Genomic DNA, 15,867 nt, shown 5'->3' with positions numbered 1-15,867 from the left:
CCAGGCCTTTCCGGTATCCGGAAAGGCCTCTTCACTTTCTATCACTCGCCCACCCGGCTTTCCGGTGACTGAAGTGGTCCCGGTGGCACCAGGGTTGGGCATAGGTTTTTGACCGGCTTGTCGGTCAAGACCTTCTCAATGAAGGCCGGGCTGTCGGCACGTGAGCGCAGGACGGCTGTCGAATGGGTCGCGCCCGGATAGTAGTGCCATTCAACGAGATCCCCGGCCGCACACATGGCCGACACGAAATTATATTGCGTGACGGTCTGCGCGTCAGAATCCGCTAGGCCAGTGCCAACAAAGATCGGCGTACCGATATTCACGTCCGGAAAGTCACTCGTCGCATCCGCCCAGGCTTCCAGATCCTTGATCGAGCGCTTGTAGAGTTGATCGACAGGCAGTCCGAGCTCTGTCGCAAAGGTGCGCAAGCCACCCATACAGGTTGACTGCGCCTTTTCCAGAATGGGCCAGCCCGCATCCGAGATATAGTCCTCAGGTTTAATGCCGGCCGGATCAATGGACCGGACCGTTCCCAGGAAATAGAGGATTTCGTAGGCTGTGTTGCCGCCCGTATCCCGGTCACTGTAAAGTGCCTGAACCGGCTCTTGGTGCGCACCGTTCAGACGGGTCGTATGGGCGACGATGCCTGTGGCGACAGTCCCCTTGATCTTCAGTTCCGGCGCGTAATCCGGCGCCAGGTAAGCCGCGGCGATGGCAGCGCCCGAGCCTTGCGACTGCCCCATGGTGACAATCTGGTTGCGCAAGGTTTTAGGGTACGCCTTCAAGGCGGCGCGCAAACTGTCCAGGATCGCCATGCCTTCGGATTTGTACTGCAGGTAAGGATGCGGACCGGGGGTGCCAAGGCCTTCGTAGTCTGTCGCAACAATCGCGTATCCGGCCTCAAGCCAGGCCCCAAGATAGGCCTTGTCACGATCGGACCGCGCCATGAAGGAGGGCGCGCAGACATCGGCAATGCCCGTCGTCCCGTGCGCCCATGCGATGATCGGCCAACCGGCTTTTGGTATCTCTCCCTTCGGAAAGAATACGATACCGGACACGGTCGTGGCCACAGTCGCGTCTTGCCAGCTCTGGGAACTGTAAAGGATGCGATCTGCCCTGGCCGCTTGTGCCAGTGACACCTCAGCCGGCGCCGCTTCCGTGCGCAGCATCGAACCTGGCACGGACGGGATGGGCCCGTGCCAGCTATAAAATGGCGTGACCCCACCGTCGCCGGACCATGGATCAAGCCTGCCTTGCGTATAGCCTGCCAAAGGGGCACACAACAGAGAGACCGTTATCATCAAAACACGCGATTTACGTAAGGTCACCAGCCCATCTCCTCATTACTTGATCAAACATGAAAGTCTCGCATCACTTGCGCACCGGTCTATTGGCAACTTCTAAGTTCACTTCTGCGAGGAAAAAATGGTGCACCGCACCATATTTTCCAACGCGACAGGAAACCCAAATTGCGAGAAATCCTTATTAGGACTGGATTTTCGAATTACCCCTGTTGCTGCAATGCAACTGTTTGTAACTCCACGATTCCCTGCCTGTACAGATTGCCCGCTTCATTGATACGTTTTTGTGACAGCGGGAGAATGTTGCTGTTTGCAATTGTACTTGCCGGAGCCTGCAACAATGGAACTGGGATTAAAACGCTTCACGGGCCGGATCAGCGACAACGATCTGCGTCTGATGCGCACCTTTGCCACCGTCGTCAAACATGGAGGGTTCGTCGCGGCTGAGTCTGAGCTCCAGATCGGCCTGCCGTCGATAAGCCGCTATATCAAGGACCTGGAAATCCGCCTCGGTGTGCGCCTGTGCGATCGCGGCCGCCGCGGCTTCACCCTGACGGCTGAAGGCAAGCTGGTTCATGACGCATGCCAGCAACTGTTCGACGATCTTGGCATGTTTGAGAGCCGTGTGCGCGACATTCACGCAAGCCCTGCCGGCGCGATCCGCGTGGGCATGGTCGACGCGCTGGTTACCGATCCGAATTTCCGCTTGGGCGAAGTCTTCGACAGTTACAAGCAGAGCTACCCCAACGTCCATTTCAACATTGCCGGAAAGACTTCCAATTTTATCGAACAGGAAGTGATGGACGGGGAGCTCGATGTGGGCATCGTGTTTGAGCGCCGTCGCATGGAGCAGTTGAGCTATCACTTCCTCTATGAAGAAATCAGTTACCTTTATTGCACAGAAGATCATCCCGTCTGGCAAAAGAGAAAAGGCAATGTCACGGCAGAGGATATCGCCAGCTACGAGTTCGTCGGCTACCCGTTTGAGCACGAAATGGAGAAGCTTGGCGTCAGCGGCATCTTAAGGCGGACAGCCACCGTCACCCACATGGAAGCCCTCTCGATGATGATCAGCTCCGGGCGGTATCTCGGCTTCCTGACAGACCATTATGTCGCCAGCCATCCGGATGCCAAACGCTTCCACAAAATTTCCCCCGATACCTTCGGCTATGCGAGCAACATCTCGGTCATTACCCGTCAAGGCAGACTTTCTCCCTTAGTGACCGCCTTCGTTGACCACGTCGATGCGATTATCGGTGCGCCGTCAGCACGCAAAGGCCACCTCCGAGCGGTTGTTTGAGACTGTACGAACAAAAGTTCATCATTTCGGTAAGCTTGGTTGCACAGAACAGCATCTTCATGTTTGCGAACGCCGTGCTTCATGAGGCTATAGTCCCTTTAGTTTCAGGATAGACCATGGCCGACGCCGAGACGACACGCACCTCCCCGCCTCAGCCTGTCAAAGACCAAGTGTCATGGCGCGCTTGGATCGTGCTCCTGCTCTTGGTCTGTGTGTATAGCTTTAGTTGGGTTGATCGCTCCCTTTTGATTATCCTCATCGATCCCCTGAGTAAGGACCTGCATGTTTCCAACACGGAAATCGGGCTTCTGACCGGTTTCGGTTCCTCTTTACTTTATTCCCTGGCCGGTTTCCCCATCGCCCGGCTGGCGGATAAGGGCTCCCGCCGTATGATCATCACCGCAGCGGTCAGTGCCTGGAGTCTGCTGACGGCGCTCAGCGGTTTTGCCGGGAATTTTATCGTGCTGGCTCTCACGCGGTTCGGCATTGCGATTTCGTCGGCCGGCTGTTCGCCCGCTGCCTATTCCCTTATTTCAGACTACTTCCCGCAAAAGCGGCGCGGTACTGCGATCGCGATCTATAGTCTGGGTATCTCTATCGGCATGTGGGCCGGCCTGACGTTCGGCGGCATCCTGGAAGACAGGTTTGGCTGGCGCAGCGCGTTTATGATGCTGGGTTTCCCGGGCGTCCTCATCGCCCTTTTATTCTTCCTGGTCGTGAAGGAACCCAAACGCGGCCAGCACGACACGCATATTGAAGGCGGCGACCGTCAATATTCGCTCGAAGAAGCCGCCTTTCACATCGGCAAGCATCCCTGCTTTATCGCAATCGCCCTTGGGCTTTCACTGCTCGCAGCCTCAAACAGCGCCTTTGAGAACTGGATCCCGACCTATATGATCAGGGTCAACCATATGAGTTCATCACAGGTTGGGTCCATTAGCGGATTGTTTCAGGGCGTGACTGGATTTTTCGGCACCCTGATGTGCGGCTTCCTTGCCGACAAGCTCGGGAGCCGCGATCCGCGCTGGTATCTTTGGCTACCCATTCTGGGGTTTCTGGTCATGGGCACCGGCATCGTCATGTTTTTCCGCGTTACCGGCCACGCGATGTATGTTTGCTACTTCCTCATCGAGTTGTCAGCTTCGGCGTTTTACGCGCCTCTCTTCACCGCCGGCCAGTCCCTTTTGCCGCCACGCTTGCGAGCGCTTGGGATGGCCACTGTGCTGTTCCTGCTCAATGTCATCGGCATGGGCGCCGGTCCTTTCGTGACCGGATGGATGAGCGATGTCCTGACAGGCCACGGTTTCGTCGAGGGCCTCGCTCCGGCGATCTCGTTCATGCAGATCACGGGTCTGGTGGGTATCATTTTCCTGGGTTACGCGTCGCTCCATATCCGAGCGTGCGCGCAGAACCGCTAAAGTTCGGGACAAGGCGAAGGGTCGCCTTAATCCGCTTGCCAAGCTTGATGTAAAACTCGACCGCTCGGCGTCTCACGGCCCCGGAATACGTGAACGACCTCTAGGTGGTCCAGGTCTGCACCCGCCTCTCCCTTGTCGGCAGCAATCCAAAAGCCTCCACTCGAAGACAGACGTTCGCAGTGGAATCTCGACAGTTCGGATCTCCCAGTCGACGCCGCAGCTATTCAAAATCGACGCCCTTGCGGTCTTTCACGAAGCTTACGAAATCGGCCGCCGCCAAATTGGCGCAGACGGCACGATTGTCTTCGCCTACAATCCGCGCTGGCTTGACACGACCGGTGCCTTTCCGATTTCCGTCACCAGCCGCTGACGAGCGACCACTACCCACCCGAATCCGTCCATACATGGGTGGCAAGCCTCCTGCCAGGCTTCCATAAAAACACCCGCCAGATTGGTATCTGGCGGGTGTCTGGCTTCCGTTAATAGACGTCTAGTTCTTGTAGCTCAGACGAACGTACCCGAACTGGCCTTGCAGATCATAAGCGGCATCGTAGCCTCCGCAGGCCAGACAGATAGGCGCCGTCTTGCCAAACAGGTTGTTGACGCCAATGGCGAACTCGTACTTCCCGCCCAGCTTTTCCGGTGACCAGCCGAACTGAATATCGGTGTAGGTCGTGGCCTTCATGGTGTTGTCGTAATTGGGCTCGTCCAATTCGCTGATATGGCGGCCGGTCAATGAGCCAAACATGTTGCCCTTCTGCCAAGTCAGGGTCACGTTCGAGCGGTTTTCCGGATAGGCCTGGCCGTTGTTTTCAACGCCTTTGTAGTCCAGCACGGTCACGCCGGTCGCCGAAGGCAGTGAGGTTTGATACTTATCGAGGAAGGTCGCCTGCCAGATCAGGCCGAAGCGGCCAAGCGCCGTTTGTGGCGCCCGGTAGTTGAGCGTCATGTCAACGCCGGCGCTTTCCAGAGTTCCGACATTCTGCAGGATACCGCGGATCTGAGTGATTGAACCGGTCGCGCTGCGCGTGATGGCGGCACAGCTTGTGGCATCAAGCGAGGTGACGCAGTTGTTGAGGAGGACATCGGCGCTGATGGAGGTGATCGAGTTGTCGACCTTGATGTTGTAGTAATCGGCTTCCAGCGACAGCGCATCCACAAACGGCAGGCTCTTGGCCCAGGTCGGGCTATAGGCGAAGCCCACAACCGTGCTTTCCGAGGTTTCCGGCTTCAGAGCTTCGTTGCCGCCGGTGACGATCGGCAGTTGACCGTTAAGCTGCACATAGCCGCCGTCAGCAGGGACGCCGAGCGTGATACAATTGGCCTTGATGGTGGCCGAAACGCCCGAAGTGTTGAAGCCCGAGCACGGATCAGCAACGCCGCCATCAAAGCGCGATGGCGCACCATAAAGTTCGCCAATACTGGGAGCACGGAAACCTTCAGACCAGGTGGCGCGTAAGCGCAGATCATCGACCGGCTTCCAGCTCAGACCCGCCTTGGTGGTCGAATCCGAACCGCTGGTGCTGTAGTCAAAATAGCGAATGGCGAAGGTTGCCTCCAGCAAGCGCACGCCCGGCAGATCCTTGAGGAGCGGCACGTCGGCTTCGGCGTAGATTTCCTTGACATTATAGCTTCCGCGCGTCGGCAAGGCGGGAATATCCGAGCCAAGGCCAGCGGCTACAACCGGGTCAGGATCGAACGAGCCGGCAAGGCGTCGGAACTCGACACCGGCGGCAACACCGAGCGGACCGGCGGGCAATTCAAACGGCGAACCGGTGATGTTGGCCGAGAAATCAACCATGCTTTGCTCGGACGCGTCCTTTTGCTGGAACAGGACGTAGCTCAGCATGTCCTGCGTCACGGCGCCTTCGCCACCGAAGATATTAAAAGGCACGCAGTCGCCCGTACAATCCGCCACGGGACCAAGGGCCTTGGCAAGCTTGGCGGCATTGATATTGCCCGACATGGTTTGATTGGCCTTGTTGGTCGAATAGATACCGCTGACGTCCCAGTACCAGGTCTTGCCGAAGCCGTCGAAATTGCCATCGAAGCCGGCGTTAAAGTAAGCCGTCTTGACGCTTTGCTCAAAGTGGCGGGGACCGGCTTCGACAAGACGCTTGCCGATAAAGGCATAGTTGGCGCCGGTGCCGCCCGTACCGCCGGCACTCAGCGTGAAGCCAAAGGGATTGTAGGGGTTGGTCGCGTCGATCGAGATGGTGTCGAGCAGGTTGCCGTTGCCGGCATCAGGACCGACGAACAGGGGCAAAGGCGCCGCCTGATTGGCCGAGGACCGCTCATTATAGGTTGCCTTGAACTTGAAATTGACGCGCTCGCCCAGAGGCTGGACGTAGCTGACAAAGGTGCCGATACGCTTGTTGGGCGTCAGGATGTAGTTGTACGGGCTGAAGTTGAAGCGGTCAGCGACGGTGAACGCCTTATAATCGCTGTCCGGGCCGGTCGGATCGGTCAGGTCGATGAAGGGCCTTCCGGTCAGGACGGGCGCCTTCAGGGTGATGTTCATGCTCTCGCTGGTCAACGGATTGGTGACGATGACGCGGGCATTGGGGGTGCCGGAGGAACAGCTCGAATCGCACGCGGTAGCACCGGGCGTCGGGAATCTGTAGAGCGCGCGATCGCCCTTGAAGATCGATCCCTGACGGGCATAGTTGCCGCCGATAATCAGGCTCCCGCCGGTCGAATCGAACGTATGGCCATAGCTGTAATTATAGAGCTCTGTGACGCCATCGCCCTTGTCGTAAGCGCCGGTCTGCCCGCTAAAGGCCCAGCCCTCCTGCCTGGTCTTGGTGATAATGTTGACGACACCGGAAATGGCGTCGGAACCATAGACCGCAGAGGCACCATCGCGCAGGATTTCGACGCGCTCGATCAGGCTTTCCGGGATGGCGTTGAGATCGACCGCGGCGGGAACACCACTCGCAGCCGTGCCGTTGATAAAGCGCTGGCCATCGACCAGAACAAGCGCACGGCGCGAACCCAGATAGCGAATATCAACTTCGGCCGAACCGGCGCCGACACCGCCGCCATCGGGCGGATTGCCATTGTTACCCGATGAGTTGGAGCGCGAATTGATGCCGCCGGTTGTACCGGGCAAGCGTTGCAGAATGTCGGTCAGAGAGGTCAGACCCGTGCGTTTGATATCAGCCTGGTCCAGGTGAGTCACCGGCGCCGCCTGGCGGACCGGGTCACGACGGATACGCGAGCCGGTAACGACGATCTCGACCGCTGGATCATCGGCAGCAGGCGCCGAATCGGCAGTTTGAGCATAGGCAGTAACCGGCATAACACTGGCAATGACGAGTAAGCTCGCTGCCAGTTTCAGACTCGAATTTCCGTATGGATACTTCATTCCGCACCTCCAAAATTGAACTCAGGAGGAAAGCGTATACAAAATACGGTTGTGGACAACTTGGACTTTCACAAATCAGACACATATGCTGCAGTGCGACAATTGTGTCACAATTTTACCGCATTTCGTCAGTTTTTATGAATATGCAAAGAAATAAATGGTGCACCGCACACAAGATAATTTCGAATCTTCCTATGGGCTTTGACCGATTTTTTTGCGTAGCTGGCGCGGCTATTTTTGCAGCGCAAAAAGAAAAAGGGAGGCATTTGCATGCCGCCCGTCCAGAAATTAGATCTTAGTGCAGCCGATATTATCTAATAGGTTCCGAGCGTTACACGCAGCAGCTTCTGGTCTTTGCGAAAGTTGATGCCGTAATCGGTTTCATCGCCGTTGAGCCAGCGCGTCGGTTTCCACACACCCTTATCGTAAGCCCCCTCCTCAACACGCGCCAACCGGCCGTAAAGACCATCCTTCGTGACGCGCTTGAATTCGAAACGCACATCGACACCGCTGATTAAATAGGTGGCTTCGTCGAGCTGAATTACGAGGGCGCGACCGAGCCCGTCTTTGGAATTGGGCACGATGGCCGGCAGTTCCCCCCAGGGCGGCGGACCGTAGGAGAGATCAACCTGCCACGCACCGAAATCGAGGCTCTGACGACCGCGTCCAGGTTCTTCGACCGAGGCTTTCACGCGCTTATCAAGGAGGGCCTGTCCCAACAGATCCTGGATCGGCGCCAGCAGGGTATAGTTGTCGCCATGCGCTTTCGCGGCCGCCAGATGGGCCTCGGATGTCGCGACATTGTCGATGCCGAAGGTCGAGAACCCGACACCGCCGCGATCAAGCACATAATAGAGAAACGGCGCAGTGTTGGCGTCGAAACCGGTCTCCGATACCCAGGACGGATTGTCGGCGCGTGCATATTGATCAAGCACCTTGCGATATTCGCCGGCATCACTGGTATAGATATCGGTGCCGATGAAATCGATCGCCGGACTGACCGAGCGCCAGATATCGAAGACATTGAAGGTCGCGCCGCCGCTCGGATAATCGATACCAGGATACTTCTTGTCCTTGTAGCGCAGCCATGTGTTGACATAGAGTGGCAAGGGATAGACGGCCTTGCCGGCCGCCGCCACCTCGTTGATATAGCGCGCCGTCGACCAGGCGCCAAAGGCCTCGTCGGCGTCGGGTCCAAAAACCTCACGCCAGGTGCCGGGTTTCAGTGAAAGTTTATCGAGAACCGCCTGCGGCACCGCCCCATTGAACTGGCTTTGCGCCTCTGCCCCGAAATCGCGTACCGAACCTATAGCGCCCGGTTCATTCTCGACCTGCACGACGATGACGGTATGCTGCTCGCCATCGACCTTTTTGAGGTGACGCATCAGGGCGGCGAAAGCGCGCTTGTCAGCCTCGACATTGCTGCGTACGTTCGGCGACAAAACGCTGACCGGTTCGTCGCGCTCATTCAACATACGCGGATAGGTCTTACGGTCGGCCTGCATCCATTCCGGCACATAATGCATCTCGCCGTTTTTCCAGGTGCCGAACCACAGAAGCGTCAAACGGACATGGGTGGCGCGCGCCTTAGCGATCAGCGCATCGACATTGGTCGTGTCGTAAACGCCCGGCCTTGGCTCGAACTGCTCCCAGTAGACTGGAGCCTGAATGACATTGGGCGAAAGGGCTAGCGCCGCCGGCCATGCCTTGTCGAGCTGCGTCGGCCAGGCGCTGGAATTGTGCAGTTGGGTCGCCATCATAAAGAAGGGCTTGCCATCGACCATCAGGGTGAAGCGATCACCTTGCTTGACAAAAGCCGGCATGTCTTCAGCAAATGCCGGCGACACCAGAGTGAAAACGGCGGCAAGGCTAAGCCACATTCGCCGCCTCATTGTGCGGGCGCCTTGGTCTCGACATGCAAAGGCGCAGTGATCATATCCGCCTCGATCAGGGGGAAGGGAATAACGCCCGACGCATTCATCTTCGTGAAAAACTCCGGCAGACTGAACGGCTTGCCCTGTTTTTCCATCTCGAAGCTGTATTCGCTGATCAGGCGATCGAGTTCGAGCTTGCCGGTGACATAGCTGGTGCCATAGCCGGGCTGACGCAGGTACAGCAACTGCTCAAAGCCGACCAGGTCACTGTCGGGATCTGACCACTTGCGCGGTGTCCAGCGGGCATGAAACTCGCCGGCTTCCTTTAAGGTCATGTCGTTCGACTGGACATAGAGTGAGGCCAGGCCTCGGGCAGCACGATTGGCCAGCATGATCCAGACAATTTCTTGGCTGCGGGGCGTGTCATCGTAAAGTCCGGCGTGCAGCAAAAGCTCTTCCACCGCTGTCGCCATACCTTCGGAACGGCTGTCATACATATCGTACAGTGGCACATTGGCACGGATCGGACTGGCATTGGGTTCATGCTTGCGGCGCGCCAACTCGATCCAGTGATAGTCGTGCGAAAACAGGCCTGACGGATCTAGCGCCATGCCGTGCGTAAAAAAGTTGCGCTTTTCCGGCGGCGTGTAACCGCCGACCTGGTTCGCCATGGCGTCACGGTAATAGGTCTGCTCATCGACCAGACCGCCCTTGATCAGGAAGTCGGTCAAGGCCCGCATCTTTGTCTTGGCCATAGCCATATAAGCGTCCGGATTATTGACCGGATCTAGCTGCGGCAGGTTGCGATTACGATACTCTTCCAGCGCCAGCGAAGCCCGCGACCGCTCCAGTTCGCGCTTCAACAGGGTTTCTTGCTCGGCCCAGGTATAGGGCACGAGGTGCACATTCTTCATGTACCAGTCGTAATTGTCCTTGCCGACGCCGGACGGGCCGGTTTTGGACGGCGCCTCGGCATCCAGCCATTGCTGGAACGTGTCCGTGGCGGCCTTCGCCTTCGCCACAGCTTTGATCAGAGTCTTGTCAGCCCCCTTGAGCGACCCATGTACGCGACCTTCGAGCGTGCGCATGTCAAGCGTGCCGTCCTGCAAAGCGGCTAGAGTAGCGCTTTGCTCGCGGAACGCGCGCGTGCCGTAAACCCACAGGTCGCGGGCGTTGGAGTCTTTAAGGTTGAGCTTCGCCTGCTCAAGGATAGCGGGAATGGCGCCGATCTGGCAGGTCAGAGTTTTCTGATCGGCTTTGGAGAGTGGATACCTGTAGGTTTGCAAATCGATGATCGGGAAGATCGACGGCCCTTCATGTTCGGGCACATCGCTGTCCTCACCCCAGACAGCGGCATAAAAACTGGGATCACGGGCCCACGGTTTGAGGACCCGCAGGTCGAAATCCATACCGTTCATTTCGGCGGCGACAAGCCTGGCATCACCGATCTGTGCGATCGTCCAGCCGCTTGAATCCATGGCAGCCAGCTTTTGCTGGAAATCAGCCAGGCCCTTGGCTTTCGCCGTCATGGCGGCTTCACTATAATCGGGCACACACGCCTTGACCGCCGGCGGCTCAAATGTACGCCACTTCGCAGATAGCTCTGTCAGTTGCTGGTAATCCGCCATGGCATAGGCCGCCGGCGCCGCGCTAGCCATCAGCAGGCCGGACAGAAATAGCTGGAAACGCCAGGTTCGCACTGAATAAGCCATCGCCATCTCCGAACCAAATTTTTGAATAATTTATACGCTATTTAGGGAAGCTTCGCATGTCAAGGCGATGTGGCAAAAGTGCAATCCGATGCTGTAAAACAGGTGGTGCCGGGATGGTCCAACGTTGTAATGGCCTAACTACCATCTGAACCGCACACCTGCATTGCCACAGGCTGCAAGTTCCGAGCAGAAAGCTATGTAATTGGCTGCTCCCGAATGTTCGCTAACGCCAATTGCCAAATCAATCCGTCGGCCGCTAATGGGCCAATACCGGCCGACTCCACCATCCGCCCGCGTACACATTTTTCCGTGTGTGTCTTTTTGCTTCAAATGGTAGCTATGCGGTAGCTGGTGGTGGATTTCGAACATAGATAGCCGCCTTGTGAGGCGGCTATCTATGTGATTTGTTTTATTAAAAGACTGGTTGCGGGGGCCAGATTTGAACTGACGACCTTCAGGTTATGAGCCTGAACGAAAATCACACTTCCTTATGAATTTAAACATAATTTAGGCCGCTGAAAAATACTTGTGCTAAATGGTGTGCTAGAAAATGAGGGGTGGTTTGCGCCTTACTCCGTGCATATTCAAGCGCAGAAATCGCTAGCTGGATAAGCACGATGGCTGCTTCTGGGGCCATCCCTGTTAGCTGAATGTGCATGTGATCTCCAGTGCCGCCCTATCGGGCACCAGGAGCGTCTCGTCGTTCAGTGCCGCGAGGATTATTTCAGCAAATACTCGCCTAAGATTCATTCAACTCCAAAAGAGGTGCGCCTCCGATTGTTAACACGGCGACGGGCTTTGGTAGCGATCCGAGTGGCTCGTACTGCACTCTGGTTTTCCACTTTTCGGCGAGAGGCATATCTGCCCTCTTCCTCCGGTCACCGACGCGATAGACATTTTGTATCAACGCGCTTTCAATAGGTCTGCATCAGCTTCTGTAGGGGCGGCAATATCTTAGGGTTTCATATGCGCTTCGATGATGTGCATCAGGGGACCGTCGCGTTTAATCTGCGCTGTCTTGCCCTGTTCGCTCAGGTGATAGAATTGTCCGGCCGGAAAATCAGGCGCCAGTTCATAATCCATTGCCTCCCATCCATCTTCGCGGAAGCTGTAAAAGGCCCAATGGGAGCCATGTGCATTCAATGTATCCAAGACGTCGTTCAGATATGCGCCGCAATCCGCCCAGACCCGCACGCAGCCGAGCTCTCCGGCCACCATACGGTTTACTGGCACGCCGTGTGTATTGGCCCAATCGAATGGACCAGTGAGAAACCGCTCCACAACAGTTTTGTCCCACTTGACCTTTTCCCCGCCCAACGAGGTCTCGACGCCCGGGTAACGCAGTTGCGGTTTGCGTTTTATGTTCGGGCCGCTTGTCGCTTCGTAGGGCTCGTACATATGGAAGCTATACAGAACCTTGGTGTCGCTGAGCGCTTTGGGCCAGTAGCTGAATGACCAGCCATTGGCGTACCAGCCGCCATCGACCATGATCGGTGTATTGGGATCGACAGTGCGAACAGCGGCGATCACCTGCTCATAGAAGGCCGGCAGGTCATGCGTCGTGCCTTGATATTTGGCGTACCAAGCCTGTCGCGTTTCGGCATCGGCTTGCTCGTCCAGCCCCAAGCCCTTTTCGGGTGTCGGTTCATTGATCAGGTTGTAGCCCACTACGGCAGGATGATCTTTTAATGCTGTCGCCAGATCGCGCCAGAATGCCGCCGACTGTTGCCAGTATTTGCGATCTGCCCACAGGCGATCATCCGCCTTAATGCCTTTCTGCGGGCTCCACCGGTTGCCGGGCAGATTAAGCGGCACGATCACGACCTTTATTCCTGCCGCTTGTGCGGCATCGAGGCATTTGATGAGAATGGCCAGGTCACCGGACGGAATCGCCTGATAATCGTCGGCGCTGCCAATCAGGAAATCGCGACTGGCACCTTTCCATTTTGTGGGGGTCAGACGCACCCATGTGGCGCCGGTCGCTTTCAGCGCCTCGAAATAGGCTTCATCAGGCGGCGTTTCGTTGAAGCTGTTTCCGCCATATTGCGGCTTATCCCAGAAAGCAATGTCACCGGCATGGGCAGGTACCGTCGCAGCCAAAGTTAAAGCCATCACCATGGCCAAAAACCAACTTTTCATGCGACACATCTCCCATTTTTTGCGAGTGTGCCCCAAGACATCATCAGATACCAGATATTATCCGTCACCCTATCTCAGGATAGGTCGGGTGGTCTTCCAAATACCCTCATGGGTACCGTCCCGGCATGTGGCCAATGCTTGCGGTCGATGAGCCGATTATTGAGCGAATCGAAATTACTATTTTGTTAGATCGACTTATTGCTAATGGGGAAGGTCATCCGGCCATTGTTGCGCCGTGTGCAGCACGCGCAGGATACGCACTACCCCGTCAGAGACACGGTATGCAATCACATAAGGAAGATTGCGAACGACCAGTTCCCTTGTCCCAATTACCCGACCCGGCCGACCGCTTTCAGGAAAGAGAAGCACCTGTTGGACCTGCTCTTTGACTGCATCATCGACAAAAACCGCTGAGCGAGGGCTATCAACCTCAATGAAGTCAAAGATCGCGTCCCGGTCGGCAAGGGCAAAACCAGTCCACTCTAGCTTCACGCTTTTCCCTCAGCCTTCTGCAGGGCCTTCGCGCGTCGCGCCGTAAAATGCGCTTCGACTTCTTCGTACGGGATGGCTGGACGCGGGTCGTCTAAAGCCTCCTGCACCTTGGCGCGAAACCACGTGTCATAGGCTTCGTGATCGACTGTAAGGCCAGCCGGTAACGCTCCCTCATTCGCAATGCGCGTCAGCAGAATGCGCACAGCGTCTGAAACCGTGAGCCCCATCTTTCCCAGCACCTCGCCCGCGCGGTCTTTAATCGCACCATCGATGCGTGCCTGAACCATTTCACTGGAAGCCATCATCCACCTACCTTTCACCACCACTGTACTGCACATGAAGTACAACTGCGAGGACTATCTTGTGTCGTTAGGTGCCGCCGGCTCAAGAACTTGTCCTGAGGGATGTGACTTTCAGATAAAAACAGCACTGAGAACCGTCAGGTTTTCTATCTATATTGTGCTAGAAATTTAGCCAAATAAATTCAAAAAATTAAATTTTCAGTCAACCAAATTTCACAACACACATGGACACTTTAGCCCTACATCTAAATGCAATTTGCTCTTATGTAATTGATTTTATTATATTTATATTTTGGTTGCGGGGGCCAGATTTGAACTGACGACCTTCAGGTTATGAGCCTGACGAGCTACCGGGCATTGACAGCATATTATGTTGATTTATATAGGTTATTTTTACTCATTTTACAAAACAAATTAACTGGTGTGCCAAAAAGTGTGTCAATTTTTGATCAATATTGTCAACTTTTCGTGTATTTAAGCGGACACGGTGGACCGATTTGCCACGGAACGGATTGTTCTGGCGCGAGAGAGCCTGTGAGAAACCTGTCGCCACTTCAACAGCCTGCCAGACGGAGTGTATAGGCCTCAGCACGGGCGTCCCCGGACTAGTCTTTTTTACAGCTGCTACGGCATGCCAGCGATCTTATCCGCATGAATTGTCAGTCCGATCTGAAAGTCGAGGTCTCGCTGAAAAGGCAAGGCGCATCGGGCACTTACGCCAGAATCGGCGCGAGATGCCTCCGGCATAAGTGCAGTAATTCCGGCAAACCTTTGCTGCAGGTCTTGGCGAAGATCTGCTGCATGTGGCTGCGAACCGTGTGGATGGAAATGCCCAAAATGTCGGCGACATCGCTGGCCGGCTGGCCCTGACTCAATAGGCTCAGCACGCGCACCTGAGCGGGCGTCAGATCAAAGCGCTTCATCAGAAGGCTGCCGGGCAACTGGCTTTCGACGGCTTCACGGATGAGGATGGCGGCGGTCGCCGCCCTCGCCCCCCGCCTCAGCCGGCCGAGCTCACTGTCGAGCGGCAGGACCCAAGCGGTAACGTCGTCAGCCGAATGAGAGCTCAGCGCTACGCTGGCGGCTGGTGGCCTGGGCATCATCCGGGGTACCGCGTCCAGTTGGCCGAGCGCTGTCTTCAGGTGCTTCTCACCCTGGTCGTCGCAGGCATGCAGGTTCCCTCCCTTTCGCCAGATGACGGACGCCTTGTTCATCATGGTTTCGGCGGCCTGGTTGGCGTGCAGGATATAGCCACCCTTGTCGACCAGGATGATCGCCGTGCTTAGCAGATCGAAGGTTTGGTTGAGCAGGCTCTTCGACAAGGACTGGCTGTCCAGCATATCGGTCAGGGTTACGGCGCGCCGGATGTGGGGGGATAATCGCTTCAAACGCAGTAGATCGATCTTGGTGATCGGGCCGTGCTCGGTGAAGCGCGGCAGCGCGATATTGCCGTAACGGTCGCCGCTGCGGTTGAGGATACTGATCAGGCCGTCAACACAATTATTCGGGGCGTTGATGGTGCGATAGAAACGTGAGTTGTGGTATCTATCTCTTCCCAGTAGGGATTCGACGGTGAACGGCTCATCGACATCGATGTACCAGTGCGCCGTCGTCGCCGGATTGATGCTGACCGACTGCATCATCGCCTGGAGAAATTCCGGCTGCGCCCCCCAGTGGGCGGCGACCCGAATCTCATAGGTGCGCGTATCGACCAGAGACAGGCCGACGCAGCCCGTACCGATATGCATGGATATACGCTCCAGCAGCTGCGGCCACAGGCCCGGGTCGGCCACTGTGTCGTAGATCGCCTCGATCAGCTCCAGGACCTCATCGAACTCGGCTTGCGAGATCATTGCGTTATCGAATGTCATGGAAGATGCCGATCCGTGTTGGTGCGGCGCAAACATGTCATGGCCGACACAAACACGGCAAGAGCGAAGATCTGCCTCGCGCACTTTTTCC

General features: G+C 56.4%; 11 protein-coding genes. 2 read left to right on the top strand and 9 right to left on the bottom strand.

Translation table 11 applies throughout. The features are described 5' to 3' along the window. Positions 1-41: 41 nt before the first annotated feature. Positions 42-1,328, bottom strand: a complete 1,287-nt coding sequence (locus tag B060_RS24835; protein ID WP_155847745.1) for a lipase family protein — start codon at positions 1,326-1,328, stop codon at positions 42-44. A 313-nt stretch (positions 1,329-1,641) separates the two neighbouring features. On the opposite strand from B060_RS24835, the gene B060_RS24830 reads away from it, so the two are divergent. Together B060_RS24830 and B060_RS24825 are read left to right on the top strand one after the other, a co-directional pair. Beyond that, positions 1,642-2,601, top strand: coding sequence for a LysR family transcriptional regulator (locus tag B060_RS24830; RefSeq protein WP_018082772.1), 960 nt, complete (start codon positions 1,642-1,644; stop codon positions 2,599-2,601). A gap of 116 nt (positions 2,602-2,717) precedes the next feature. Continuing rightward, positions 2,718-4,019, top strand: a complete 1,302-nt coding sequence (locus B060_RS24825) for a spinster family MFS transporter (RefSeq protein ID WP_018082771.1) — start codon at positions 2,718-2,720, stop codon at positions 4,017-4,019. 220 nt (positions 4,020-4,239) lie between these two features. Here the strand turns inward: B060_RS24825 and B060_RS27280 are convergent, their stop codons facing one another. The 8 genes from B060_RS27280 to B060_RS0115750 all read right to left on the bottom strand — a co-directional run bounded on the left by B060_RS27280 (position 4,240) and on the right by B060_RS0115750 (position 15,776). Next, positions 4,240-4,425, bottom strand: a complete 186-nt coding sequence (locus B060_RS27280; RefSeq protein WP_023447338.1) for a hypothetical protein — start codon at positions 4,423-4,425, stop codon at positions 4,240-4,242. An 84-nt stretch (positions 4,426-4,509) separates the two neighbouring features. After that, on the bottom strand, positions 4,510-7,386 hold the full coding sequence (locus B060_RS0115785) for a TonB-dependent receptor plug domain-containing protein (protein WP_031220717.1): 2,877 nt from the start codon (positions 7,384-7,386) through the stop codon (positions 4,510-4,512). A 314-nt stretch (positions 7,387-7,700) separates the two neighbouring features. Then, entirely contained in the window at positions 7,701-9,266 is a 1,566-nt protein-coding gene (locus tag B060_RS0115780) for a DUF5597 domain-containing protein (RefSeq protein WP_018082768.1), read from the bottom strand. A gap of 8 nt (positions 9,267-9,274) precedes the next feature. After that, on the bottom strand, positions 9,275-10,972 hold the full coding sequence (locus B060_RS0115775) for a DUF885 domain-containing protein (protein ID WP_157405657.1): 1,698 nt from the start codon (positions 10,970-10,972) through the stop codon (positions 9,275-9,277). A gap of 954 nt (positions 10,973-11,926) precedes the next feature. Continuing rightward, positions 11,927-13,111, bottom strand: coding sequence for a glycoside hydrolase family 5 protein (locus B060_RS0115770; RefSeq protein WP_018082766.1), 1,185 nt, complete (start codon positions 13,109-13,111; stop codon positions 11,927-11,929). 201 nt (positions 13,112-13,312) lie between these two features. Further along, positions 13,313-13,603: a type II toxin-antitoxin system RelE/ParE family toxin gene (locus tag B060_RS0115765; protein ID WP_018082765.1), complete on the bottom strand. Its 291-nt coding sequence runs from the start codon at positions 13,601-13,603 to the stop codon at positions 13,313-13,315. Further along, the gene (locus B060_RS0115760; RefSeq protein WP_026172892.1) at positions 13,600-13,905 is read right to left on the bottom strand and encodes a type II toxin-antitoxin system RelB/DinJ family antitoxin; all 306 of its coding nucleotides are present in this window, start codon (positions 13,903-13,905) and stop codon (positions 13,600-13,602) included. Before B060_RS0115760 ends, B060_RS0115765 begins: the two co-directional genes overlap by 4 nt. Positions 13,906-14,618: 713 nt before the next feature. Then, positions 14,619-15,776, bottom strand: a complete 1,158-nt coding sequence (locus B060_RS0115750) for a helix-turn-helix transcriptional regulator (RefSeq protein WP_018082763.1) — start codon at positions 15,774-15,776, stop codon at positions 14,619-14,621. Between the last annotated feature and the right edge of the window lie 91 nt (positions 15,777-15,867).

This window comes from Asticcacaulis benevestitus DSM 16100 = ATCC BAA-896 (assembly GCF_000376105.1).
Taxonomy (GTDB): domain Bacteria; phylum Pseudomonadota; class Alphaproteobacteria; order Caulobacterales; family Caulobacteraceae; genus Asticcacaulis; species Asticcacaulis benevestitus.
Note: the sequence above shows the minus strand (reverse complement) of the source record. Positions and strands in the feature narration are given on the sequence as shown.